A 22,682-nucleotide genomic window follows, 5' to 3' on the forward strand; every position below is an offset into this window, starting at 1 on the left:
CTACAGTCGGAACGTGCCCGGCGCGCCGTTGAAGCCGATGCTCGCGACGACCGGGCAGCTCCCGGCCGGCGCCGCCTGGTCGTACGAGTTCAAGTGGGACGGCGTCCGCGCGCTCGCCGACATCTCCCGCGGCGACCGGCACTTCTACGCCCGCTCCGGCGTCGAGATCACCACCGCGTACCCGGAACTGCTCAACCTGGCCGAGCAGGTCGGTGACGCGCTGCTCGACGGCGAGGTGGTCCTCTTCACCGACGGGCAGCCCTCGTTCACCGCGCTCGCCGAACGAATGCACGTGCGCAACCCGGCCAAGGCGGCTCGGCTGGCGGCGACCGTACCCGTCACGTACATGATCTTCGACCTGTTGCGGCTCGACGGCGAGGACCTGACCGCCCGGCCGTGGCGGGAGCGGCGGGCGGCGCTGGAGTCGCTCGGGCTCGGCGCCGCCCGGTGGGCGGTGCCGCCGGTCTTCGGCGACGGCCCGGCCACCTACGCGGCGGCCGGCGAGCACGGGCTGGAGGGGGTGATGGCCAAGCGGGTCGACTCGCTCTACCGGCCCGGCGTGCGCTCCCCGGACTGGGTGAAGGTCAAGCTGGAGGTCACCGGCGACTTCGTGGTCGGCGGCTGGCGGCCCGGCGCGCGGCGCGTCGGCGGTCTGCTCGTCGGCGTGCCCGGCCCGGACGGGCGGTTGATCTACCGGGGGCGGGTCGGCGGCGGGATCGGCGCGGCCATCGAACGGGAACTGCTGCGTGAGCTGGAACCGCTGCGGACCACCGCGTCGCCGTTCGCCGCCGGGGTGCCGCGCGAGGATGCCCGCGGCGCGATCTGGGTAACTCCCCGGATCGTGGTGGAGGTCAAGTACGGCCAGCGCACGCCGGACGGGAGGCTGCGCTTCCCGCGCATCCTGCGCCTGCGCCCGGACAAGCCGCCCGAGGAGGTCGACGATGCCGGCTGACCGGCTCAAGGTCGAGGTCGAGGGGCGCTCGCTGGAGCTGTCCAACCTGGACAAGGTGCTGTTCCCGCAGGCCGGCTTCACCAAGGGCGAGGTGATCGACTACTACACCCGGATCGCCCCGGTGCTGCTGCCGCACCTGAACGACCGCGCGCTGACCCGGATCCGGTTTCCCAACGGCGTCGACGGCGGCTCGTTCTTCGAGAAGAACGCACCCGCCGCGACGCCCGGTTGGGTACGCACCGAGAACCTGCCCGCCCCCGGCTCCACGAAGGGGCGGGAGACCATCGACTACGTGGTCTGCGACGAGCTGCCCACGCTGGTGTGGCTGGCCAACCTGGCCGCGTTGGAGCTGCACACTCCGCAGTGGAAGATCGGCGCGCACCCGGACATGATGGTGGTCGACCTGGATCCGGGCGGTCCGGCCGCGCTCAAGCAGTGCTGCCAGGTGGCGCTGCTGATGCGCGACCGGCTGGCTTCCGACGGGATCTCCTCGTTCCCGAAGACGTCCGGGAAGAAGGGCATGCAGCTGTGCTGCCCGATCGCCGGTACGCAGGACGCCGAGATCGTCTCCGACTACGCCAAGCGGATCGCGCAGGAACTGGAGCAGGCGCACCCGAAGCTGGTCGTGTCGAAGATGGCGAAGAACCTTCGGCCCGGCAAGGTCTTCATCGACTGGAGCCAGAACAACGCGGCGAAGACGACAGTGGCGCCGTACTCGCTGCGGGCCCAGCCGGTGCCGGCCGTGTCGACGCCGCTGACCTGGGGCGAGGTGGAGGCCGGGGCGGCCGGGAAGCGGCCGTCGACGCGGCCGTACACCGCCGGGGAGGTGCTCAAGCGGGTGGAGAAGCAGGGCGATCTGCTGGCGCCGCTGCTCGACGGCGGTCCCGAGCTGCCCGTGCGCTGATCCGGGCCGCTTCGGTTGCTCCGGACGGGCGGCTCGGACGGTTAGGGTGAGCGGACCGGCAGACAGGAGTTTCGCGCATGGCCCACCAGGCAGTCGTCGCCGTCGCGCCCGACGCGGTCGGGTACCCGCTGCTCAGCTACCACGACGACGGGACGGGCGAACGCACCGACCTGACCGCCGCGCAGCTCGGCGAGTGGACGGCCCGCAGCGCCGGGCTGCTCCGCGACGGGTGCGGGCTGCGCCCCGGTGACCGGGTGGCGGTGCTGCTGCCGCCGCACTGGCGTACCGCGGCGGTGCTGCTCGGGGCCTGGTCGGTCGGGTTGACGGTGTCGTTCCGTCCCCGCGCGCTGGCCGGCCTGCCGGTGCTGGAACCGGGCGCGGACCAGCCGTACGACGCGGTGTTCGTGACCCCGGAACGCCTCGACGACTGGCTGGAGGACGTACCCGAGGGGACGCACCGCTACCTGGTGGGCACCGGACCGGGCCCGCTCGGCGAGGTGCCGCCGGGCTGGCTGGACTGGTCGGCCGAGGTGCTGCGGCACCCCACCGACCCGCCGGACTACACGGCAGTCGACCCGTCCGGGCCGGCCACCGCGGACGGCACCAGCTTCGGGGCGTGGCGTCGCCTGGCCGCCGAGATCGCCACCCAGCTCGATCTGCACCCCGGCGACTGCCTCCGGGTGGACCCGACCGAGGACGAGCAGCCCCTGAAGTGGCTCTTGGCCCCCCTCTCCGCGGGCGCCACGGTCCTGATCCACGCCAACTCCGCCTCCGCCTCCTCGCCTCGCTGATCTTGCAGTCGCGGCCCCTCGGGTGCCCGTTTTGCGGCTCTTGCCCGGGCCGCAACTGCATGATCAACGGCGTTCCTGGCGTTTCGCGTCGATCCACGCAGAGATCTTGGAAGGAAGCGGTCGTCATGAGGGCCCTCTCCTTCCAAGATCTCCGCGAGTCCCAGCGAGCGAAACGCTCGTCTCATGTTGCGGGCGCGCGGGGTAGTCGCGCACGGCCCTCTTCTGCGCTGCCCACGCGCTCGCGCCGATCTTGGAGTTGTGGTGCCTCGCGTAAGCCGCGAAGCGGGCATCTGAGGCGCCACAACTCCAAGATCGACGCGGGGGGTGGGTGGGTGGGTGGGTGGGTGGGGAATCCGGTTGACCGTGGGGACGGGGTGGGGCCTACTGCGTCGGAGTGCTGGGTCGGGCGGGGGACGGGAGTGGGCGTGGGCGGGACGGGTGCGCTTGTGTGGCGGGAAGTCGGCGAGGACGACCTGCCCGCGTTGACCGGCCTGGCGCAGGCGTGCCTCGCCACTGACGGCGGGCTGCCGCTGTTCGGGCGTACCCCGCTGGTGCGGGCGCGGCTGCTTCAGGCGCGTACCCACGGGGCGTGGTCCGGCGGCGACCTGGTCGCGGCCGTCGGGGTCGGCGCCGGGCGGACGCCGGCCACCGCCACCGGCCTGGTGCACCCGGCCTGGCGCGGGCGCGGGCTCGGCGGCGCGCTGCTCGACTGGGCCGAGAAGCACTCCGGCGACGGTGGGCTGCTGCTCATCACGGAGACGTGGAACGTAGGCGCGGAGGAGTTGTTCGCCAAGCGCGGCTACACGCGGACGTTCCTGGAGTGGGTGCTGCGGCACGGCCTCGACGCGCTGCCCGAGGTCACCGCGCCGGACGGCGTCACGGTGGAGCCCGCCACGCTGGGGCCGGAGCTGTTCGCCACCTACCGCGCGTCGTTCGCCGACCGGCCCGGATTCGTGGAGCCGGAGGCCGACGAGTGGCTGGGCGACCTGCGCGACGACGAGGACTTCCGGCCGGAGTTGACGCTGCTCGCGCGCGGCCCGGACGGCGTGGCGGCCGGATTCGTCACCGTGCTCGACAACTGGATCGACCAGGTCGGCGTCGTGCCGGACTGGCGCGGGCGGCGGGTCGGCGCGTACCTGGTGGCGCGCGTGCTGCGCGGCCTCGCCGACGCGGGCGCGGACGCCGCGTGGCTCTGCGTCAACGACGACAACCCGGCGGCCGGGCTGTACCGGCGGCTGGGCTTCCGCGACTTCGGCCGCCGCGCCCGCTACCTGCGTGGCTGACCCGGCGCGGGAGGCGATTCCTGCGCGGGCTGGCGGCGCTGAGCCGCTGTCCGAGCGCAGGTACTCGGGCAAGTTCAACCTGCGGGTCGGCGAGAGCCTGCACCGAGAGTTGGCCATCCACGCCGCCGAGGAAGGCATGAGCCTGAACCAGTACTTGCTGAGGAAGCTGAGCGCCGCCTGACCCGTCCGGAGCGGTCCCTGCCGGGGACTGTTGCCGATACCCATTGACGTGGTCTTATGGCGGGACGACGACGTCATCGATCCGCAGCTTTGACAACCCCGCGTCGGTACTCCTTTCATGCCTTCCGAAAGGTGCAACGATGCACAGGAAACCGACGATCCACCTGGCAGTGCTCGTCGCTGCCGCCGCCACCTTCCTGACCGCCGGCGGAGCCCCCGTCGCGGCCACGGCCGCCTCTCCCGCCGCCGCCGAGTGCGAGCCGGGCGCGGACAACCACAGCGCCGCCCGGGTACGTGAGGGCGCCACCGCAAAGGAGCCCGCGCTCTACTCGACGAACGAGGCCAAGGCGTACGGCGTCATCAAGGACTCGCCGCGCCTCGCCAACGGCAGCGTCACCGTGCCGACGGTCTTCCACATGATCTCCGACCACGAGCTGAGCGCGGCCGAGAAGGCCCGCTGGAACACGCTCATCTCGGCGCAGATGACGGTGCTCAACGACTCGTTCGCGGGTCGTACCGCGGCCGACGCGTCGGACACGCCGTTCCGCTTCTCGCTGGTCGACACCACGTGGACCGTCAACAGCACCTGGTACACGGTGGTGCCGGGCAAGAACGAGCGGGACATGAAGAAGGCGCTCTACACCGGTGACTCCCGCACCCTGAACGTCTACGCGGCGAACATCGGTGACGGGCTGCTCGGCTGGGCGTACTTCCCGAAGGGCTACAACAACGGCCGCGACTACATCGACGGCGTGGTGATGCTGGACGAGTCTATGCCGGGCGGTACGGCCGGCAAGTACGCGCTCGGTGACACGCTCACGCACGAGGTGGGGCACTGGCTGATGCTGGAGCACACGTTCGCGCACGGCTGCTCCGCGTCCGGCGACTTCGTGGCGGACACGCCGCGTGAGGCGGCGCCGCAGTTCAACTGCCCGATCGGCGCGGACACCTGCACCGCGCCGGGGCTGGACCCGATCCACAACTTCATGGACTACACGCAGGACTCCTGCATGAACATGTTCACCCCGGGCCAGGCCGACCGGATGAGCGACGCCTGGGTCGCGTTCCGGGCCAGCGGCAAGGGCTGACCGCGAGACCGGGCGGGCCGCACCACGGCGGCCCGCCCGGCCGCGCGCCGGTCAGTCGACAGTCGGCAGCGTCGGCCCGAGCACGTCGTCGGCGTCCACGATGGTGTATGCGTACCCCTGCTCGGCCAGGAAGCGCTGCCGGTGCGCGGCGTACTCGGTGTCGATGGTGTCCCGGGAGACCACCGTGTAGAAGTGCGCCTGCCGCCCGTCGGCCTTCGGGCGCAGCACCCGCCCGAGCCGCTGCGCCTCCTCCTGCCGGGAGCCGAACGTGCCGGACACCTGGATCGCCACCGCCGCCTCGGGCAGGTCGATGGAGAAGTTGCCGACCTTCGAGAGCACCAGCGTCCGCAACGAGCCGGAGCGGAACGCGTCGAACAGCCGCTCGCGTTCCTTGTTCGTGGTGGAGCCCTGCACGATCGGCGCGTCGAGGTATTCGCCCAACTGGTGCAGCTGGTCGAGGAATCCACCGATGACGAGGACCTGCTCGTCCGGGTGCCGGTCCACCAGGGCGCGGACCACCGGCAGCTTCGTGCGGGCGGTGGCCGCCATCCGGTAGCGCTCCTCGGCCTCCGCCGTCGCGTACGCCATGCGCTCGGCGTCGGTGAGCGTCACCCGTACCTCGGTGCACTCCGCCGGGGCGATCCAGCCCTGCTGCTCGATGTCCTTCCACGGCGCGTCGTACCGCTTCGGGCCGATCAGGCTGAACACGTCGCCCTCGCGGCCGTCCTCGCGTACCAGAGTCGCGGTGAGGCCGAGCCGGCGACGGGCCTGGAGGTCCGCCGTGAAGCGGAAGATCGGCGCGGGCAGCAGGTGCACCTCGTCGTAGACGACCAGGCCCCAGTCGCGGGCGCCGAACAGGTCCAGGTGGGTGAACGCGCCGCCGCGCCGCGAGGTGAGCACCTGGTACGTGGCGATGGTGACCGGGCGGATCTCCTTGCGCTCGCCCGAGTACTCGCCGATCTCCTCCTCGGTCAGCGACGTGCGGGCGATCAGCTCCCGCTTCCACTGCCGTCCCGCCACGGTGTTGGTGACCAGGATCAGCGTGGTCACCTTCGCCTCGGCCATGGCCGCCGCGCCGACCAGCGTCTTGCCGGCGCCACAGGGCAGCACCACCACGCCGGAGCCGCCGGCCCAGAACGCCTCGACGGCTTCCCGCTGGTACGACCGCAGCGTCCACGGCTTGCCGCCGTCCTTGCCGGCCTCGGCCAGCTCGATCGGGTGCGCCTCGCCGTCCACGTACCCGGCCAGGTCCTCGGCCGGCCAGCCCAGCTTGAGCAGCGCCTGCTTGAGCCGGCCCCGCTCGGACGGGTGCACCGCGATGGTGTCGTCGTCGAGCTTCGCGCCGAGCATGCCGGCGAGCTTCTTGCTCTTGGCGACCTCGATCAGCACCACCCGGTCCAGCGCGCGCAGCACCAGGCCGTGCACCGGGTCGTTGGCGAGCTGGAGCCGGCCGTACCGGTCCATCGTCTCGGCCACGTCGACCAGCAGCGCGTGCGGCACCGGGTAGCGGGAGTACTTGATCAGCGAGTCGACCACGCCCTCGGCGTCGTGGCCGGCGGCCCGCGCGTTCCACAGACCCAGCGGCGTCAGCCGGTACGTGTGCACGTGCTCGGGGGAGCGTTCCAGCTCGGCGAAGGGCGCGATGGCCATCCGGCACGCCTGCGCGTCGGGGTGGTCGATCTCCAGTAGGAGCGTCTTGTCCGACTGCACGATCAGTGGTCCACCGCTCACGCCAGCGTCCTCTCGCATCGCCCGGAACCCCGCTGCCCGGAACCCCGCCGCACCCCGGCTGACCTGCCGGAGGCCGACCAACCAGTGTTGCACGCCGGAGGGCTGCGCAAAAAAGTCCGGCTGGACAGGCAACGTCATACTCGTCCCACACGTCTAGCAAGCGGGACGACTGTCCAGGGAGGGCCCATGCAGCGTGTCCGGTTTCTCGCCCGGGTCACCGCCCTGGCGGTGGTCGTGCTGGTCGGTGTCGGCGCCTGCGCGCTCGATCCGCAGGCGGACGGCGCCGGGGGGAGCACCCCCGGCCCGGTCGGGCTGACGGAGGGAGCATCGGGGGCGAGCGCGTCGCCCACGCCGGAGCAGCCGGTCACGTCCCCGTCGGCGCAGCCGAGCCGGACGGCCTCGCCGAAACCCTCCCGATCGCCGGAGGCGACGAAGACGACGAAACCCGGGCCGAAGCCGAGCGCGTCCGCCGGGTGCCCGCAGGGCGAGCACCAGCGGGCCGTGGAGACGTACCTGACCCGGCTGGGCGGCTTCGGGACGCTGACCGTGGACGGCGAGCAGTCCGCCGCCGACTGCGCCGCGATCAAGAAGTTCCAGGTCCGGTACGGCATCAGCCCGTCCTCGGGTCGCGCCGGCCCCACCACGTACGACGTGGCGAAGCGGCTGGCCGCCACCGACACCGCGCGGTGCAAGGCCGGTTCCCGGCTGACGTTCTGCGTCGACCTGACCCGGCAGACGGTCTGGGCGATGCGCGGCGGCGAGGTGGTGATGGGCCCGACCGTGACCCGCACCGGCATGTCCGGCTACGCCACCCCGGCCGGCACGTACTCGGTGGGGCGGAAGAACCCGCGCGAGTGGTCCAACCCGTACGAGGTGTGGCTGCCGTACTGGCAGCAGTTCAACGGCGGGATCGGCTTCCACGAGACCACGACATACCTGCACAACGGCGCGATCGGCTCGCACGGCTGCGTGAACCTGCTGCACCGCGACGCGGTACGCCTGTGGGAGCTGGGTTCGGTCGGCACCCGCGTGGTGGTGATCGGCCGCCGCCCCGGCACCTGAACCGGCCCGGAACCCGCCCTCACCCGTGACCGGACGGCCCGGATCAGGGTTTTAACCCCTGTCCGCCCGGTCCGGCAGGTGCCACTCTGGAAGCCGGGTCCAAGCCGGGACGGGGAGGGACTGCCATGACCGTTGACCAGGACGTGCTTCCCGACGAGGAGCGGACGCAGCAGCAGGAGGTGCCCACGGCGGTCCTGTTCGGCTACGCGGCCGCCGCCGTCGGGGTGTTCGGCTGGTTCCTGTTCGGGCTGTTGGTGCAGCAGCAGGGCTTCGTGGACTCGGTCGGCGAGTCGGCCGGCGCGGCGTTCGCGTTGCTGCTGGCCGTGTCGGTGGTGGGCACGTTGCGCCGCAACGGGGAGTGACGCCTCACTCCTCCAGCACGGCCGCGGTGATCCGGTGCAGCGCGAACGTGTGCAGCATCTCCGTCCGGTCGTCCTCGGCGCGCAGGTAGCCGGCGCCGATAGACACCGGCCGGACCAGCCGGGACGCGGTCGCCCCGTGCGCGTCGACGTAGCCGACCCAGACCAGCGCCTTGTCCCGTACCGCCTGCTGGAGCACCGCCAGCGCGTCACCGTGACCGGGCACCGGGGCGGGACCGCCCGCCGCCGCGCCGCCCCGGACCACCGCCGGGGCCCGCCGCGCCGCCCGGGCCGCCGCGTCGCCCCGGCGGATCTGCTCCACCACGCCGAGCAGACGGGGCATCGGCAGCTTCGGCGTGGCGAGCGGGTCCACCGCGCGGCCGATCCCGGTACGGGCCGGCGCCCGCCGGGTCTTCGGCCGGGCCAGCACCGTCGCTCCGCTGGCGTCCTCGGGCACCGGGGCGTACCCGGCGTCGCGCAACGCGGTGAGCATCCGGTTGACCTGGTACGGCGTGACCAGCACGGTGGGTGCGAGCCGGCGGAACGCCAGCGGCTCCAGGCGCCGGTCGGCCTGCACCTCGGTGAGCAGCGCCTCGTCGTCGCTGCGCACGTATGCGCCGGACGACCCGACGCGCAGCCCGCCGTGCTTGCGGGCCACGTCGTCGACCAGGTAGGTCAGGCCCTGCGGCACCGGGGTACGGGACCGGCGGCGGAACAGCGCGTGCAGGTCCTCCGCGGTGTAGCCGGCGTCCAGCGCCCGCCGGATGCTGCCCGTGGTGACCCGGTGCACGCTCGCACCGCCCGCCGACTCGTGCTCGGCCACCACGTCCAGTTCGGCGGCGAGCGCCGGGTCGGGCGGGCCGGGCACCACGACTGTCAGGTCGGCCTGCACCAGCACGTGGTCGACCGGGGCGGGCAGCAGCCCGTCCAGCGCGCGGACGGTGGTCGACGGGTCGCCCGACTCGGCGTCGGAGCGCAGCCCGAGCGGGTCGTCGCCGCGTTCGTCGGCGTCGGTCAGCTCGGCGAGCAGCCGCCGCCCGTACGTGGTGAGCGCGCCGAGTCCGGTCACGCCCAGCGAGGCCGCCTCGGCCAGCACCTCCCGGTGCGCCGTCTCCCGCCCCCGGGCCCGCCGGGGCGCGCGCCAGTCCAGCAGTTCCAGCACTTCGTCCGGGGTGGGCGCGGTGCCGGCCGGCAGGTCGGCGAGCACGGCGAGCACCGCACGCCGGGCGGCGGGCGCGCCGGCTCGTTCCGCCTCGGCGGAGAGCACCGAGATGGGCCGGTCCCGGTCGTCGCGCTGCCCGATCAGGCCGGCCTGGCGGGGCATCGACATCCAGGCGCGGGCGAGCTGCTCCCAGCGCTGGGCCAGCGACGCCGCGCGCCACACCTCGTACCCGCCGGTGGGCAGGATCTGCTGGTCGCCGCCGTAGCGGGTGGTGGCCGCGCCGGTCAGCTCCATCTCACCGGTCAGCCCGGCCGCGTACGCGACCTCGAACAGCAGCGCGGTGGTCGTCTCGTCCAGCCCGAGTCCACGGGCGAGCCGGCGCAGGTCGCGGACGCCGACGCCGCCGGAGCGCAGCACCGGGGCCGGCTCCACGATCAGCGCCTCCAGCAGCGCCTCGGTGTGCCGGACCACCTCCATGGTCTGCCCGGCCCCGGCCGAGTCGACGGACTTGACCTCGCGGGGCGGGCCGGACACCACGGGTGGGCTGGTGCGCAGCGGGCCGAGCGGGCCGGAGTCGCGGCGCAGCACCAGCCCCACCTCGCGGGGCAGCTCGACGGTGCCGTTGCGGCCGCCGGACATCCGCACCAGCAGCCGGTGCTCGACCAGCCAGCGGATCGGGGAGCCGGTCGGCGCGCCGCCGTTTACCAGGTCCGGCGGGAGCACGTCCTCGGCGCCGGTGGCGGGGGCCTCCAACGCGCCCGGCGCGACGGTGCCGACCGGCGGTCCGGCGGCGAGCCGGTCCAGGACGGCGCGGGCCGAGGGCGGGGCGGACAGCAGCGTCCGCCGCAGCTTCGCCGGGTCCGCGCAGAGGGCCGCCACGCGCGGGTCCAGCTCCGCCGCCGGCCGGCCCAGCCCCGCCGGGTACGGGGACACCTCGTCGATGCCCCCGGCCACGCACAGGTCGTGCTCGGGGCCGTACAGCAGGAACCGGGCCCGGAGCCGGTCGACGGCGGCGCGGACCGCGGTGGGCGCGGGGGGCCGTGGCCCGGCGGTGGCCATGGCCAGGATCTGGTCGGTGGAGGTGGCGCCCTCGGGGCCGCGGGTGAGGCGGGCGGCGTCGAGGATCTGGAGGGTGAACTGGTCCAGCCCGTCGAGCGCCCGGGCCACGGAGACCCGGGACTGGGCGCGCAGGGCGAGGGCGGACACGTCGGCCGGCACCGGTACGACGAGGTCCGGCCGCAGTTGGAGCAGCGCGGCGAGGGACTCGTCGGGGAGGGCCCGCAGGTGGTCGGCGAGTGAGGTGGTCATCGTCGTACCACGCTAGCCCGCTGGGTAGGTTCTCGGCATGCCTCCGCTGATGGTCGGCTTCGACCTCGACATGACACTGGTCGACTCCCGCCCCGGGATCGCCGCTGCGTTCCGGGCGCTCACCGCGCGGACCGGCGTGCATGTGGACGGGGATCTGGCGGTGTCGCGGCTGGGCCCGCCGCTGCGCACCGAGCTGGCGCACTGGTTCCCGCCGGAGCGCATCGAGGAGGCGGTGACGCTCTACCGGGAGTTGTATCCGGCGTACGCGATCACCCCGACCGTGCCGATGCCGGGTGCGGAGGCCGCTCTGCGCGCGGTGCAGGCGCGCGGCGGCCGGACGATGGTGGTGACCGCGAAGATCGGTCGGCTGGCGAAGCTGCACCTGGACCACCTCGGGCTACCGGTGGACGAGCTGGCCGGGGACGTGTTCGCCGAGCAGAAGGCGGTCGCGTTGCGCGAACACGGCGCGACGCTCTACGTCGGTGACCACGTGGCCGACATGGCCGCCGCGCGAGCTGCGGGAATCCCAGGCGTGGCAGTGGCGACCGGCCCGTGCTCGGCCGACGAACTGACCGAGGCCGGGGCGTACCTGGTGCTTGATGATCTCGTCGAATTCCCGAGGGCGCTGGACCGGATCATCGGGCTAGCCTTGGAGGGGTAGACGGTTCGAGTGGAGCGGGGTTCAACAGGTGCCGACGGGTCGAGTGAAGTGGTACGACGCCGCCAAGGGGTACGGGTTCGTCACCAGTGACGAGGGTGGCGACGTGTTCCTGCCGAAGGGCGCGCTACCGGCGGGTGTCGCCGACCTGAAGGGTGGCCAGCGGGTCGATTTCAGCGTCGTGGACAGCCGGCGGGGCGCCCAGGCGATGGGGGTCAAGCTGCTGGAGGCGCCGCCTTCGGTGGCGGAGCTGCGCCGCCGGCCGGCCGAGGAGCTGCACGGCCTGGTCGAAGACATGATCAAGGTGCTGGAGGCGAAGGTCCAGCCGGACCTGCGCCGGGGTCGCTTCCCGGATCGGAAGACCTCCCAGAAGATCGCTCAGCTGGTCCACGCGGTGGCGCGCGAGCTGGAGGTCTGAGGGACGAGCCCGGCGTCGGCGGCCCGGCCCAGCAGCGCCTCCACGGCGGCGAAGCCGGCCTCACCCAGGTCGGCGGTGAATTCGTTGACGTAGAGGCCGATGTGCCGGTCCACCACGTCGGGCTCCATCTCCTGCGCGTGCGCGAGGACGTACTCGCGGCTCGCAGCCGGGTCGGCCCACGCCTGGCGTACCGACTCGCGGATCCAGGCGGCGGCCTCGGCCGGGTCGACAGCGCCCCGGCGGGCCAGGATCGCGCCCAGCGGGATCGGCAGCCCGGTGTCGCCCTCCCACCACTCGCCCAGGTCGACGAGCGCGGTCAGCCCGTGCCGCGGGTAGGTGAAGCGCGCCTCGTGGATCACCAGGCCGGCGTCGTACCGGCCGGCGGCCACGCCCGGCATGATCTCGTGGAACGGCACCACCTCGATGCGCGCCGGCGCCTGGTCGGCCGCCCAGAGCCGGAACAGCAGGTACGCGGTGGTCCGCTCGCCGGGCACCGCCACCGTCGCGCCGGACAGGTCGGTCCGGTCGCCACGGGTCAGCACCAGCGGGCCGCAGCCCCGGCCGAGCGCGCCGCCGCAGGGCAGCAGGTGGTAGTCGTCCAGCAGCCAGGGCAGCGCCGCGTAGCTGACCTTCACCAGGTCGAACGCGCCCCGCTCGGCGGCCGTGTTGGTCACGTCGACGTCCGCGTAGGTCACCTCGACCGGCGGCGCGCCGGGCACCCGGCCGTGCACCAGGGCGTCGAAGACGAACGTGTCGTTGGGGCAGGGGGAGATCGCCAGGGAGAGCGCCACGTCCCCACCGTAACCCCGGGGGCCGGGCCGTCCGTCACAGCGTCCGGTGTGACGTCCAGCCGTTCCGGTGCAGCCGTTCGATGCCGTCGAGCAGCAGGTCCAGCGCGAACTCGAACTCGAACTGGTCGTCGCAGCCCGGCCCGACGACCGAGTCGCCGTCGTGCGACGCCGCGGTGGCGATCGCCGCGAGGTTGGGGAACCGGGCGGCCATCTCCGGCGGCAGGTCGGCCGGTGGCTCGGGCAATGTCGCGCCGGACCGGCCGGCCTGCCGGGTGGCGTCGAACAGTTCCTGGCTGAAGCCCAGCACCCGGCTGCCCATCGCGTGCATCACGTGGTGGGCGAGGTCGGTGGAGAACCCACCGGCGCGCAGCGCCCCGACCGTCGAGTCCAGGTACGCCAGCACGGCCGGCGTCGCAGTGCTGCGGGACTCGATCGCCAGCGGCGCCCAGGGGTGGCGCAGCAGCACCTGTCGCGCCGAGAGGATGCGCCGCCGGATCGCCTGCTTCCAGTCGCCGGGCTCCGGCGGATCGATCTCCGCGACCACGACGTCGATCATGCCGTCGACCAGTTCGTCCTTGTTCGCCACGTGCTTGTAGAGCGCCATCGGCACGACGCCCAGGTCTTGGGCGAGGTTGCGCATGCTGAGCGACTCGATGCCGGTCCCGTCGGCGAGCGCGACGGCGGCACGCAGGATCCGGTCCCTGCTCAGCGGTGCCCGGCGCACCTTCTCCGCCTGCTTCGGCATGTGGTTCCTCGCCTTCCCGGGGGCGGTTGTCACAGTATCCGCCTTGACTGGTGTACGGCGTACACCTAGCCTGGCCCCATCGAGGTGTACGCCGTACACCTGGGAGGGAGCGGGACCATGAGAGCGATCGTCCAGGACCGGTACGGCCCACCCGAGACACTCGCGCTGGCCGACGTCGACACGCCCGTACCCGCCGCCGACGAGGTGCTGGTCCGGGTCGAGGCGGCCGCGCTCAACGCGTACGACTGGCACGTCATGCGCGGCGATCCCCGGCTGTCGCGGCTGGCGCTCGGCCTCACGCGGCCCCGGGCGCGCATCCGTGGCCGCGACGTGGCCGGGCGGGTCGAGGCCGTCGGCGCCGGGGTACGGCAGATACGTCCCGGCGACGCCGTCTTCGCCGACCTCGGCGAGGCCGACGGCGCGTTCGCCGAGTACGTGTGCGTACCCGAACGCCTGGTCGCGCCCCAGCCGGCGAACCTGTCCCCGGAGCAGGCCGCCGCCCTGCCGCTCGCGGGCGTCACCGCGCTCCAGGGGCTGCGCGACGCCGGGCAGGTCCGGCCCGGCCACCGGGTCCTGATCAACGGGGCATCCGGCGGCGTCGGCACGCTCGCCGTCCAGCTGGCCAAGGCGCTCGGCGCGACGGTGACGGGCGTGTGCCGCACCCGCAACGTCGACCTGGTCCGTTCGCTCGGCGCCGACCACGTGGTCGACTACACCCGCGACGACTTCACCCGCGCCGGGCGCCGGCACGACGTGGTGTTCGACCTGGTCGGCAACCGTTCGCTGCGCGCGCTGCGGCGCGCGTTGACGCCGACCGGGACGCTCGTGCTCTCCGGCGGCGGCGTCTACCGCGGCGGCAGCCTCATCGGACCGGTCGGGCTGCTCGCCCGCGGACGGCTGACGGCGCCCTTCGTCCGGCAGCGCATCGTCGCGCTCGCCACCTCACCCGGCCGGGCGCACCTGGACGCGCTCCGCGAGCACGCCGAGGCCGGCCGGCTCACCGTGGCCATCGACCGTACCTATTCGCTCCACGAGGTGCCCGACGCCATCCGCTACCTCGAAACCGAGCACGCGCGGGCGAAGGTCGTCGTCACCATCTGAGGCCGTCGTCCCCAGCCCGGCGAGTTGTCCACAGGGTTGTCCACAGGTGGACAAGATCAGTGGAGGGCGGCTGCGGCGCTGGTCAGCGCGGCGAACGCCTCGCGCATGCGCCACGCGCTCCGGTCGCGCGGACCGATCGGGTTGGAGACCGTACGCAGCTCGGCGAAGGGCACACCGGCCTGGGCGGCGGCGACCGCCACGCCGTACCCCTCCATGGCCTCGGCCACCGCGTCCGGGTGCCGTTGCGCGAGCGCCGCCGTGCTCGCGGCGGTGCCGGTCACCGTGCTCACGGTGAGTACCGTGCCGACAGTCGCCCCCGGCAGGGCGGCCCGCAGCCCGGCCAGCAGGCCCGGGTCGGCGGGCACGATCCGGCCGCCGCCCAGCAGCTCGGGGGGCATCCCCAGGTCCTCGACCGGGATGAACCCGCCGGGTGACTCGGCGCCCAGGTCGGCGGCGACACTGCGGTCGGCGAGCACCGTGCCGCCCACCGCGACCCGGCCGACGAAGCCACCGGCGATGCCGGCGCTGACCACCGCCCGGTACGGCCGCCCGGCCGCCTCGGCCAGCGCCAGCAGCCGTGCCGTGGCGGCAGCGGCGACAGCCGGGCCGACACCGACCGGCAGCACCGTCACGTCCGGCGGTGCCGTCCCGTCCGGCGCGGCGGATGCGGTCAGGCCGGCGCGGATCGCCTCGGCCTCGGCGGGTACCGCCGTGACCACGAGCAGCCCGGTCACGCCACCGGCCCCCGGGGGTCGCGCCGCTCGGTGTCCTCGACGCCGGAACCGCCCACCGATGAGGAGGGCCGGTAGATGTGGAAGCCGGGCGGCGCGAGCCCGTCGTCCTCCGGCGGGCCGGCACGCTGAGGCGCCGGTGACGTGGGCGCCGGGTCGTCGAACGAGGTGGTGGCCGGTTCCGCGGCCCGGGTGGCCTGCTCCGCCGCCAGTTCCTCGTCGCCGAGCGGCCGGCCGACCAGGTGCTCACCCCGCAGCTTGCCGGCGACCAGCACGCCGCGTACGGCCACCAGTGCGGCCACCACGGCGGCGACGGTCACCCCGATCAGCCCGGTGAACGGCACCAGCCCGAGCCCGCCCCCGGCTACGAACGCGAGCATCAGCGCGGTCTCCGAGTGCGCGAACGAACTGGCCCGCAGCCGCTCCGGGATGCGTTCCTGGATCGAGGCGTCCACCGTCAGCTTGGCGATCCCGCTCATCATCGCCGCCACCAGGCAGAGCAGCGCCACCATGGGCAGGGAGAACTTCAGCGCGGCGAGCACCGCCACGCCGGCCACCACTATCGTGCCGCTGGACTGGAGCGCGGTCGGCCGGTGGATGCGCAGCCGGGTGCCGATCGCGGTGGCCAGGAACGTGCCGACGGCCAGCGCGCCGCCGACCAGGCCCAGCGCGCCCTGGGCGCCGAGGTTACGGCCGAAGAAGTCGGTGGTCAGGTCACCGGCCTTGATGGCGAAGGCCAGGAAGAGCAGCAGGAAGCCGTAGAGCCCGCGCAGCGCCGCCGCGCCGATCAGCGTGGCGATCACCAGGCGGCCGGCCGGGCGGCCCCGGCCCAGCGGGCGCTCGCCGTCACGGCGGCGCATCGCGCGCAGCGGGTGCGGCATCCGCTCCGGCGGCTCGGAGTCGGCCTTCGGCGGCAGCCGCAGGGAGATCACCATGCCGACCAGGAAGATCACCGACGCGACCCGCAGCGGCCACTGCGGCCCGAACCAGAACGCGGCCAGCCCGATCGGCGCGACGAGCGCGCCCGCCACCGTGCCGTAGACGCTCGCCCGCGCCCCGACCTGGGACAGTCCCAGGCCCTCGGGCAGCAGCCGGGGGACCGCTGCCGAGCGGGCCACGCCGTACGCCCGGGAGAGCGCGAGCACGCCGAACGCCGCCGGGTAGAGCCCGAAGCCGCCGATGTAGTCGGAGATCAGCCAGGCCAGGAACGCGCGGCCGAGCATGGTGGTGGCCAGCGCGTACCGCCGGCCGTGGCGGAAGTGGTCGAGCAGCGGGCCGACCACCGGGGCGAGCATGGCGAACGGGACCATGGTCACCAGCAGGTAGAGGGCGACCTTGTTGCGTGCCTCGCCCAGCGGCACGTCGAAGAAGATCGTCCCGGCCAGGCCGATGGCGATGAGCGTGTCGCCGGCGCAGGAGAGGGCGTGCAGGTCGAACAGCCGGACCATGCCCACCTCGTTGCCGGCGCTGCGGGCCCGGGCGGTGCCGGCGCGGCGGGTCATCCAGCGCCCGCCGTGCAGAGACCCGCGCAACAGCAGCCGGGTGGCGCGGATGCCGGTGCCGACGGTCCGCCCCAGAAAGGAGCGGCCGGAGCGGGAGGACAGCGCCATGCGTCCCATCCTCGCCCATTCGATCCACGCGCGCCGCATCACCCGCGGAGAACGACTCCGGGGAGTGCCTGTCACCCGTGGACCGGCATGGGGAACAATGGTCCGGTGACCAGGCCCGCCTCCGCCCGCGCTCCCCGGCTCGACCAGGTCTGCGCCGCCGCCGTCGAGGTGGCCCGCGACGCCATCACCGAGGTGGAGCCGACAGACATCGGCGACCATCTCCAGGCCGTCGCCGAGGGCGACCGGGTCGTCACCCACTACTTCGAATGCCGGATGGCCGGTTACCGCGGCTGGCGCTGGGCCGTCACGGTGACCCGGGTGCCGCGCAGCCGGCACGTCACCATCTGCGAGACGGTGCTGCTGCCCGGCCCGGACGCGCTGCTCGCCCCGGGCTGGTTGCCCTGGCAGGAGCGGCTCAAGCCGGGCGACCTGGGCCCGGGCGACCTGCTGCCCACCCCGGCCGACGACGAGCGGCTCGCGCCCGGCTACCTGCTCTCCGACGACCCGGCGGTCGAGGAGACCGCCTGGGAGCTGGGGCTGGGCCGGGCCCGGGTGCTGTCCCGGGAGGGGCGCGCCGAGACCGCCCAGCGCTGGTACGACGGTGACCACGGCCCGGACGCCGCGATCTCGACGGCCGCGCCGGCCGCCGCCCGCTGCGGCACCTGCGGTTTCTACCTGCCGCTGGCCGGGGCGCTGCGACTGGCCTTCGGCGCGTGCGGCAACTTCTACGCGCCCGACGACGGCCGGGTGGTCAGCGCCGACCACGGGTGCGGCGCGCACTCGGAGACGCTTGTGGAGACGCCCGAGACGCCGGTCGAGGAGCTGCCCACCGTCTACGACGACAGCGCGGTCGAGGCCATGACGGTCAGCCGGGCCCCCGGGTCGGTCGAGGCGTCCGAGCCGGCGGAGCCGTACGGCCACCCCTGACCGGTCAGCGCGGCCGCTGCGCGGCGGCCGCGCGTCGGCGACGCCGGTTGGCGTCGTGCCGCATCATCACCGCCAGGCCGGGAAAGCCCCACAGAAAACCGGCCAGGCAGGTCCAGAGCCAGTTCTGACGCCCGGACTCGGTGAGCCAGTCCCGGAAGAAGATCAGTAGCACCAGACCGGCCACCGCCCAGGCGATCAGCCCGGCGACGGCGAACGGCACCATCGGCGGGTCGAGCGGCTCCGGCCGCGGCTGTTGCTCCTGTGACACCGGCCCAGCCTACGTGATCGTTCTTCCCTGCCCGCCAGGTGATCTGGGACGATGCGCGCGACAAAACCCGGCCGATGACCAGATGAGGAACCATGTCCATTGCTCCACCGCCGGATCACGGCACTCCGCCCGATCCCGCGCATCCACGTAACGGCTTCGACCGCTTCTTCCTGATCTCGGCACGCGGGTCCACGCTGAGCCGGGAGCTTCGGGGCGGTTTCGCCACGTTCTTCACGATGGCGTACATCGTGGTGTTGAACCCGCTGATCCTGGGCAGCGGGAAGGACGGCGACGGCCGTTCGCTGGCGATTCCGGCGCTCGCCGCGGCGACCGCGCTGGTGGCCGGCCTGATGACCATCCTGATGGGCGTGGTGGCCCGGTTCCCGATCGCGCTCGCGGCCGGCCTGGGTGTGAACGCGCTCGTCGCGTACGAGATCGCGCCGCAGATGACCTGGGCGGACGCGATGGGTCTGGTGGTCATCGAGGGTGTGCTGATCGGCATCCTGGTGCTCACCGGACTGCGTACCGCGGTGTTCCGGTCGGTGCCGACGCAGCTCAAGACCGCGATCGGCGTCGGCATCGGTCTGTTCCTGACCATCATCGGCCTGGTCGACGCCGGGTTCGTCCGGCGCGTGCCGGACGCGGCGAACTCCACCGTGCCGGTCGGGCTGGGCATCAACGGCAAGATCGTCAGCTGGCCGATGCTGGTCTTCGTGGTCGGCCTGCTGATCACGCTGGTCCTGGTGGTACGCCGGGTCCGGGGCGCGATCCTGATCGGCATCCTCGCCTCCACCGTGCTGGCCATCGTGGTCGAGGCGATCGCCAACGTCGGCCCGTCCTTCGTCGACGGCAAGCCGAACCCGAAGGGCTGGGCGCTGAACGTGCCCGAGCTGCCGAAGCAGATCGTGGACGTGCCCGACCTGTCGCTGCTGGGCCAGTTCAACGTGCTGAACTCGTGGAGCCGGGTCGGCTGGCTGGTGCCGCTGATGTTCATCTTCACGCTGCTGATCACGGACTTCTTCGACACCATGGGCACGATGGTCGCGATCGGCCAGGAAGGGGACATGCTCGACGAGACGGGCACCCCGCCGAAGGCCAAGGAGATCCTGCTCGTCGACTCGATCGCCGCCGCGGCCGGTGGCGCCGCCTCGGTGTCCAGCAACACGTCGTACATCGAGAGCGCCGCAGGTGTCGCGGAGGGCGCCCGGACCGGCGTGGCCAACCTGGTCACCGGCAGCCTGTTCCTGCTGGCCATGTTCCTCGCGCCGCTGTCGTTGATCGTGCCGTTCGAGGCCGCGTCGACGGCCCTGGTGGTGGTCGGCTTCCTGATGATGACGGCGGTCCGCACGATCGACTGGACCGACTACGAGATCGCCATCCCGGCGTTCCTCACCATCGCGCTGATGCCGTTCACCTATTCGATCTCCAACGGCATCGGGGCCGGCGTGATCAGCTTCGTGCTGCTGAAGGTGGCGAAGGGTAAGGCCCGGGAGGTCCACCCGCTCCTGTATGGGGTCGCCGCGCTGTTCATCGTGTACTTCCTGCGCGGGCCGGTCGAGTCCGTGTTGCTCTGACGCTGGTGAGCCTGGTCATAACGCGTGTCGTTAGCCAGGCTCATTAGTTAAGCTAACTACCGTGACGGAGCGGACGGTGACGGCGAAACGCGTGCCACCGGCGCAGCTGGCCCCTCAGCTGCGAGATGCGATCACCCGGCTCAACCGGCGGGTCCGACAGGCCCGGCCGGTCGGCGACCTCACAGTCACCCAGCTGTCGGCGCTCACCAGCCTCAACCTGGCGGGCGCCCTCACACCACGGGAACTCGCTGATGTCGAACGGGTGCAGCCGCCCACGATGACGAAGATCGTCGCGAAGCTGGAGGAGCGGGGCCTCGTGCAACGCACCCCCCACCCGACCGACGGACGGCAGGTCATCCTGGCGGCTACCGAAGGGGGACGGGCCGTACTCGACCAGTTCGAGCGGGCCCGCAACGAGTGGCTGGCCACCCGGCTGGCCGAGCTCACCGAGGACGAACGCGAAACGCTACGGCGCGCCGCGGACATCCTCCAGGGCATCGCTCGCGCCTGACACCGCCGCCCGCGGTTCGCTTCGTCAGCTGTGGATGAAGCGTACCGACGCAAGGAGGCGCACCTAGAGTGCAGGCCAAATTGAGCACGATGTTCCAGTCCCTACGGGTCCGTAACTACCGACTCTTCGCCACCGGGCAGCTGATCAAACTGATCGGCGTCTGGATGATGTTCATCGCCCAGGACTGGCTCGTGCTCGAGCTCAGCGACAACTCGGCGACCGCGCTCGGCGTGGTCACCGCGTTGCAGTTCACGCCCGTACTCCTGCTCACGCTGCTCTCCGGACGGCTCGCCGACCGCTACGACAAGCGGATGCTGCTCTTCGTCGCCAACGCGTTCTGGACCGTGCTCGCGCTGGCCATGAGCGTCCTGGTCCTCACCGGCCTGGTGCAGCTCTGGCACGTCTTCACGTTCGCCGCCCTGCTCGGCGTCTCCAACGCGGTCGAGACACCGGTCCGTCAGGCGTTCGTCTCCGAGCTGGTCGGCATGCCGCTGCTGCCGAACGCGCTCTCGCTCAACGCGGCAGTGTTCAACTCCGCCCGGATCGTCGGCCCCGCCGTCGCCGGCCTGGCCATCGCCGCCGTCGACGTCGGCCCGGTCTTCCTGGTCACCGCGCTCAGCTCGATCGCCCCGCTGGTCAACGTGGTCCGGATGCGTACCGAGGAACTGCACCGCAAGGACCTGCCGCCGGTCGGCGAGCGGGACCAGGCCCGCGTGGTCGACGGCCTCCGGTACGTGGCACGCCGCCCCGACATCCTGCTGCCGATGGTCCTCATGTCGGTGATCGGGATGAGCCTGTTCAACTTCCAGCTCACCCTCGCCGCGCTCGCGAAGACCGTGTTCAACACCGGCGCCGCCTCGTTCGGCCTGTTCAGCACCGCGCTCGCGGCCGGTGCGCTGGTCGGGGCGCTGGCCGGCACCGGACGGCGCAGCCGGCCCTCGGTCTGGCTCGTGCTCGGCGCCGCGATCGGCTGCGCGGTCTTCGGCACGCTCGTCGGGCTCGCCCCGGCGTACTGGCTGGTCGTGGCGCTGCTGCTGCCCGCCGGGTTCTTCATGATCTACTTCGCCCAGGCCGCCAACCAGCGTGTCCAGCTCGGTGTCGACGCCTCCTTCCGGGGACGGGTGATGGCGCTGTGGGTGCTGGTGTTCCTGGGCACCAACCCGGTCGGCGCGCCCCTGATCGGCTGGGTCGCCGAGCACTACGGCGCGGGCGCGAGCATCTGGGCCGGCGGCCTGATCTCGCTGACCGCCGCGCTGCTGGCGCTCACCTGGCAGCTGCGCCGCTCCGGCGCCCGGCTGCGGATGCGGGTGCTCCCGATGCCCCGCTTCTACGTCGTGTCGCCCGGAGCGAAGTAGCCCCGATAGCCGCTCGTACCAGCCCGATTACCCAAACGGGTGGCGGGCCGGTGCGGCAGGGCTTAGCGTCGATGTGTGGAAGTGGGGCAGGGACTGCTGCTGGCGCTGGCGATCCTCGCCGTCTGCTGCCTGCCCGCCCTGTTCGCGCTGCTGTTCTGCGCTGACGAGATCATCGACCGGGTCGCGTGCGGGTGGGCCGAGTGGCGGGAGCAGCGCCGGGAACGCCGTACCATCGCGCGGCTCGACCGGGCCATCGAGTCCGAGGCGCTGACCCGCGACATCGACCTCACCGAGTTCGACCGGGACGGCCGACGGCCGCTGGACCAGCTCGCCACCGACCTGCGCCGCCTCGGCGGCCACCGGCTCGCCGCCAACGACCGCAGCGTGGTGTGGCACGGCGCGGTCATCGAGGCGTACGACGAACGGCTGCGCGCCGCCTGCCGGGCGCTCGGCATCGACGAGCACCTGGCCGAACTGGACGGCGTCGACCGGGAGATCGAACGGGTACGCGTCGAAGGGCTGCTGCACGCCGCCGGGCTGACGTTGCCGGCTGCCCGCGCCGCGCACCACCAGCGGCACCGCTGACCTGGTGCGTCTCTTCGCGGCGATCTACCCACCTGCCGTGGCGGTAGCCGACCTCACCGCCCGGGTCAAGGGCCTGCGGGTCGCGGCCGCCCGCCACGCCCGGCTGGCCGATCCGGCGGACCTGCACCTCACGCTGGCCTTCCTCGGCGAGGTGCCGGACGTCCGGCTCCCCGACGTGAAGCACGCGCTCGCCTCGGCCGCCCGGACAGCTCGTACCCCACTGCTGCGCCTCGCGGGCGGCGGCAGCTTCGGTCAGGGCCGGTCCACAGTGCTCTGGGTCGACGTACGCGGCGACGTCGAGGCGCTCGACGCGCTCGCCCGCTCGATTCGCGGCGGGCTGCGCGAGGCCGGGCTGCCCTGCGACGACAAGCCGTTCCGGGCGCACCTGACCATCGCCCGCCCCGGCGACCGGGTGCCCGAGGCCGACCTCCACGCCGACCGGGACACCCTCAACGGGTACGCCGGCCCACAGTGGTCGGCCGGTGAGGTGATGCTGACCCGCAGCCACCCGGGCCGTACGCCCCGCCACACGCGCATCGCCGCGTGGGCGCTCGCGCCGGCGCGTTGATGCGGGCGGCGCGTTAATTC

Annotated in this window: 24 protein-coding genes; 17 read left to right on the plus strand and 7 right to left on the minus strand. The window is 73.0% G+C overall.

Translation table 11 applies throughout. From position 1 onward, the window contains the following. The first annotated feature begins 13 nt into the window (after nt 1-13). The 6 genes from ligD (J3R08_RS01705) (at nt 14) to J3R08_RS01730 (ending at nt 5,198) form a co-directional block, all read left to right on the plus strand. A complete protein-coding gene (gene ligD, locus J3R08_RS01705) occupies nt 14-952 on the plus strand; it encodes a non-homologous end-joining DNA ligase (RefSeq protein WP_209959726.1) in 939 nt (312 codons plus the stop codon). Then, on the plus strand, nt 942-1,856 hold the full coding sequence (gene ligD / locus J3R08_RS01710; RefSeq protein WP_209959728.1) for a non-homologous end-joining DNA ligase: 915 nt from the start codon (nt 942-944) through the stop codon (nt 1,854-1,856). The genes ligD (J3R08_RS01705) and ligD (J3R08_RS01710) overlap by 11 nt, the downstream gene beginning before the upstream one ends. Before the next feature lie 77 nt (nt 1,857-1,933). Beyond that, nucleotides 1,934-2,647, plus strand: a complete 714-nt coding sequence (locus J3R08_RS01715) for a TIGR03089 family protein (protein WP_209959730.1) — start codon at nt 1,934-1,936, stop codon at nt 2,645-2,647. Nucleotides 2,648-3,072: 425 nt separating this feature from the next. Further along, the gene (locus J3R08_RS01720; RefSeq protein WP_209959732.1) at nt 3,073-3,930 is read left to right on the plus strand and encodes a GNAT family N-acetyltransferase; all 858 of its coding nucleotides are present in this window, start codon (nt 3,073-3,075) and stop codon (nt 3,928-3,930) included. Next, a complete protein-coding gene (locus J3R08_RS32345) occupies nt 3,923-4,111 on the plus strand; it encodes a toxin-antitoxin system HicB family antitoxin (protein WP_069088086.1) in 189 nt (62 codons plus the stop codon). Before J3R08_RS01720 ends, J3R08_RS32345 begins: the two co-directional genes overlap by 8 nt. Nucleotides 4,112-4,250: 139 nt before the next feature. After that, entirely contained in the window at nt 4,251-5,198 is a 948-nt protein-coding gene (locus J3R08_RS01730; protein WP_069088087.1) for a zinc metalloprotease, read from the plus strand. Between the two features lie 51 nt (nt 5,199-5,249). Here J3R08_RS01730 and J3R08_RS01735 read toward each other — a convergent pair whose 3' ends face one another. Further along, nucleotides 5,250-6,929, minus strand: a complete 1,680-nt coding sequence (locus tag J3R08_RS01735; RefSeq protein WP_209959734.1) for a DNA repair helicase XPB — start codon at nt 6,927-6,929, stop codon at nt 5,250-5,252. A gap of 186 nt (nt 6,930-7,115) precedes the next feature. Here J3R08_RS01735 and J3R08_RS01740 point away from each other — a divergent pair, with 186 nt between their 5' ends. Both J3R08_RS01740 and J3R08_RS01745 read left to right on the plus strand, forming a co-directional pair. Continuing rightward, on the plus strand, nt 7,116-7,991 hold the full coding sequence (locus J3R08_RS01740; RefSeq protein WP_064448815.1) for a L,D-transpeptidase family protein: 876 nt from the start codon (nt 7,116-7,118) through the stop codon (nt 7,989-7,991). 125 nt (nt 7,992-8,116) lie between these two features. After that, a complete protein-coding gene (locus J3R08_RS01745) occupies nt 8,117-8,353 on the plus strand; it encodes a hypothetical protein (RefSeq protein WP_030503577.1) in 237 nt (78 codons plus the stop codon). 4 nt (nt 8,354-8,357) lie between these two features. Here the strand turns inward: J3R08_RS01745 and J3R08_RS01750 are convergent, their stop codons facing one another. Beyond that, the gene (locus J3R08_RS01750) at nt 8,358-10,820 is read right to left on the minus strand and encodes a helicase-associated domain-containing protein (protein ID WP_209959736.1); all 2,463 of its coding nucleotides are present in this window, start codon (nt 10,818-10,820) and stop codon (nt 8,358-8,360) included. A gap of 37 nt (nt 10,821-10,857) precedes the next feature. Here J3R08_RS01750 and J3R08_RS01755 point away from each other — a divergent pair, with 37 nt between their 5' ends. Both J3R08_RS01755 and J3R08_RS01760 read left to right on the plus strand, forming a co-directional pair. Next, entirely contained in the window at nt 10,858-11,481 is a 624-nt protein-coding gene (locus tag J3R08_RS01755; RefSeq protein WP_030503575.1) for an HAD family hydrolase, read from the plus strand. A 28-nt stretch (nt 11,482-11,509) separates the two neighbouring features. Further along, nucleotides 11,510-11,896 carry a cold-shock protein gene (locus tag J3R08_RS01760; RefSeq protein WP_030503574.1) on the plus strand — a complete coding sequence of 129 codons (387 nt, stop codon included), beginning with the start codon at nt 11,510-11,512 and terminating at the stop codon, nt 11,894-11,896. On the opposite strand, the gene J3R08_RS01765 is transcribed toward J3R08_RS01760, so the two are convergent. Then, on the minus strand, nt 11,857-12,687 hold the full coding sequence (locus J3R08_RS01765; RefSeq protein WP_187693185.1) for a 1,4-dihydroxy-6-naphthoate synthase: 831 nt from the start codon (nt 12,685-12,687) through the stop codon (nt 11,857-11,859). The genes J3R08_RS01760 and J3R08_RS01765 overlap by 40 nt on opposite strands. A 34-nt stretch (nt 12,688-12,721) precedes the next feature. Further along, a complete protein-coding gene (locus tag J3R08_RS01770; RefSeq protein ID WP_209959738.1) occupies nt 12,722-13,432 on the minus strand; it encodes a TetR/AcrR family transcriptional regulator in 711 nt (236 codons plus the stop codon). 117 nt (nt 13,433-13,549) lie between these two features. Between J3R08_RS01770 and J3R08_RS01775 the strand changes: the two genes are divergently transcribed. Then, nucleotides 13,550-14,533 (plus strand): NAD(P)-dependent alcohol dehydrogenase, encoded by a 984-nt coding sequence (locus J3R08_RS01775; protein ID WP_209959741.1) that lies wholly within the window; start codon nt 13,550-13,552, stop codon nt 14,531-14,533. 56 nt (nt 14,534-14,589) lie between these two features. Here J3R08_RS01775 and J3R08_RS01780 read toward each other — a convergent pair whose 3' ends face one another. Beyond that, nucleotides 14,590-15,267, minus strand: coding sequence for a futalosine hydrolase (locus J3R08_RS01780; RefSeq protein WP_064448810.1), 678 nt, complete (start codon nt 15,265-15,267; stop codon nt 14,590-14,592). Further along, nucleotides 15,264-16,874: an MFS transporter gene (locus J3R08_RS01785; protein WP_209959743.1), complete on the minus strand. Its 1,611-nt coding sequence runs from the start codon at nt 16,872-16,874 to the stop codon at nt 15,264-15,266. The genes J3R08_RS01780 and J3R08_RS01785 overlap by 4 nt, the downstream gene beginning before the upstream one ends. 87 nt (nt 16,875-16,961) lie before the next feature. On the opposite strand from J3R08_RS01785, the gene J3R08_RS01790 reads away from it, so the two are divergent. Beyond that, on the plus strand, nt 16,962-17,801 hold the full coding sequence (locus J3R08_RS01790) for a DUF3027 domain-containing protein (RefSeq protein WP_043327164.1): 840 nt from the start codon (nt 16,962-16,964) through the stop codon (nt 17,799-17,801). A gap of 4 nt (nt 17,802-17,805) precedes the next feature. Here J3R08_RS01790 and J3R08_RS01795 read toward each other — a convergent pair whose 3' ends face one another. Beyond that, nucleotides 17,806-18,069 (minus strand): DUF2530 domain-containing protein, encoded by a 264-nt coding sequence (locus J3R08_RS01795; RefSeq protein ID WP_030503567.1) that lies wholly within the window; start codon nt 18,067-18,069, stop codon nt 17,806-17,808. A gap of 92 nt (nt 18,070-18,161) precedes the next feature. Here J3R08_RS01795 and J3R08_RS01800 point away from each other — a divergent pair, with 92 nt between their 5' ends. The 5 genes from J3R08_RS01800 (at nt 18,162) to thpR (ending at nt 22,662) form a co-directional block, all read left to right on the plus strand. After that, nucleotides 18,162-19,643: an NCS2 family permease gene (locus J3R08_RS01800; protein ID WP_043327162.1), complete on the plus strand. Its 1,482-nt coding sequence runs from the start codon at nt 18,162-18,164 to the stop codon at nt 19,641-19,643. A 61-nt stretch (nt 19,644-19,704) separates the two neighbouring features. Then, nucleotides 19,705-20,154: a MarR family winged helix-turn-helix transcriptional regulator gene (locus J3R08_RS01805; RefSeq protein WP_030503565.1), complete on the plus strand. Its 450-nt coding sequence runs from the start codon at nt 19,705-19,707 to the stop codon at nt 20,152-20,154. A 68-nt stretch (nt 20,155-20,222) separates the two neighbouring features. Further along, nucleotides 20,223-21,509 (plus strand): MFS transporter, encoded by a 1,287-nt coding sequence (locus tag J3R08_RS01810; RefSeq protein ID WP_064448807.1) that lies wholly within the window; start codon nt 20,223-20,225, stop codon nt 21,507-21,509. 75 nt (nt 21,510-21,584) lie between these two features. After that, nucleotides 21,585-22,094, plus strand: a complete 510-nt coding sequence (locus tag J3R08_RS01815; protein ID WP_064448806.1) for a hypothetical protein — start codon at nt 21,585-21,587, stop codon at nt 22,092-22,094. A gap of 4 nt (nt 22,095-22,098) precedes the next feature. Beyond that, the gene (gene thpR / locus J3R08_RS01820; protein ID WP_104115477.1) at nt 22,099-22,662 is read left to right on the plus strand and encodes an RNA 2',3'-cyclic phosphodiesterase; all 564 of its coding nucleotides are present in this window, start codon (nt 22,099-22,101) and stop codon (nt 22,660-22,662) included. Nucleotides 22,663-22,682 lie beyond the last annotated feature (20 nt).

The organism is Micromonospora sp. HB375, from assembly GCF_017872985.1.
Classification (GTDB): Bacteria; Actinomycetota; Actinomycetes; order Mycobacteriales; family Micromonosporaceae; genus Micromonospora; species Micromonospora chalcea.

What these genes read in the sequence shown, in the direction of transcription:
- ligD (WP_209959728.1), top strand. Translation starts at nt 942, where the DNA reads ATGCCGGCTGACCGGCTCAAGGTCGAGGTCGAGGGGCGCTCGCTGGAG.
- J3R08_RS01715 (WP_209959730.1), top strand. Translation starts at nt 1,934, where the DNA reads ATGGCCCACCAGGCAGTCGTCGCCGTCGCGCCCGACGCGGTCGGGTAC.
- J3R08_RS01730 (WP_069088087.1), top strand. Translation starts at nt 4,251, where the DNA reads ATGCACAGGAAACCGACGATCCACCTGGCAGTGCTCGTCGCTGCCGCC.
- J3R08_RS01740 (WP_064448815.1), top strand. Translation starts at nt 7,116, where the DNA reads ATGCAGCGTGTCCGGTTTCTCGCCCGGGTCACCGCCCTGGCGGTGGTC.
- J3R08_RS01745 (WP_030503577.1), top strand. Translation starts at nt 8,117, where the DNA reads ATGACCGTTGACCAGGACGTGCTTCCCGACGAGGAGCGGACGCAGCAG.
- J3R08_RS01750 (WP_209959736.1), bottom strand. Translation starts at nt 10,820, where the DNA reads ATGACCACCTCACTCGCCGACCACCTGCGGGCCCTCCCCGACGAGTCC.
- J3R08_RS01755 (WP_030503575.1), top strand. Translation starts at nt 10,858, where the DNA reads ATGCCTCCGCTGATGGTCGGCTTCGACCTCGACATGACACTGGTCGAC.
- J3R08_RS01770 (WP_209959738.1), bottom strand. Translation starts at nt 13,432, where the DNA reads ATGCCGAAGCAGGCGGAGAAGGTGCGCCGGGCACCGCTGAGCAGGGAC.
- J3R08_RS01775 (WP_209959741.1), top strand. Translation starts at nt 13,550, where the DNA reads ATGAGAGCGATCGTCCAGGACCGGTACGGCCCACCCGAGACACTCGCG.
- J3R08_RS01785 (WP_209959743.1), bottom strand. Translation starts at nt 16,874, where the DNA reads ATGGCGCTGTCCTCCCGCTCCGGCCGCTCCTTTCTGGGGCGGACCGTC.
- J3R08_RS01790 (WP_043327164.1), top strand. Translation starts at nt 16,962, where the DNA reads ATGGGGAACAATGGTCCGGTGACCAGGCCCGCCTCCGCCCGCGCTCCC.
- J3R08_RS01800 (WP_043327162.1), top strand. Translation starts at nt 18,162, where the DNA reads ATGTCCATTGCTCCACCGCCGGATCACGGCACTCCGCCCGATCCCGCG.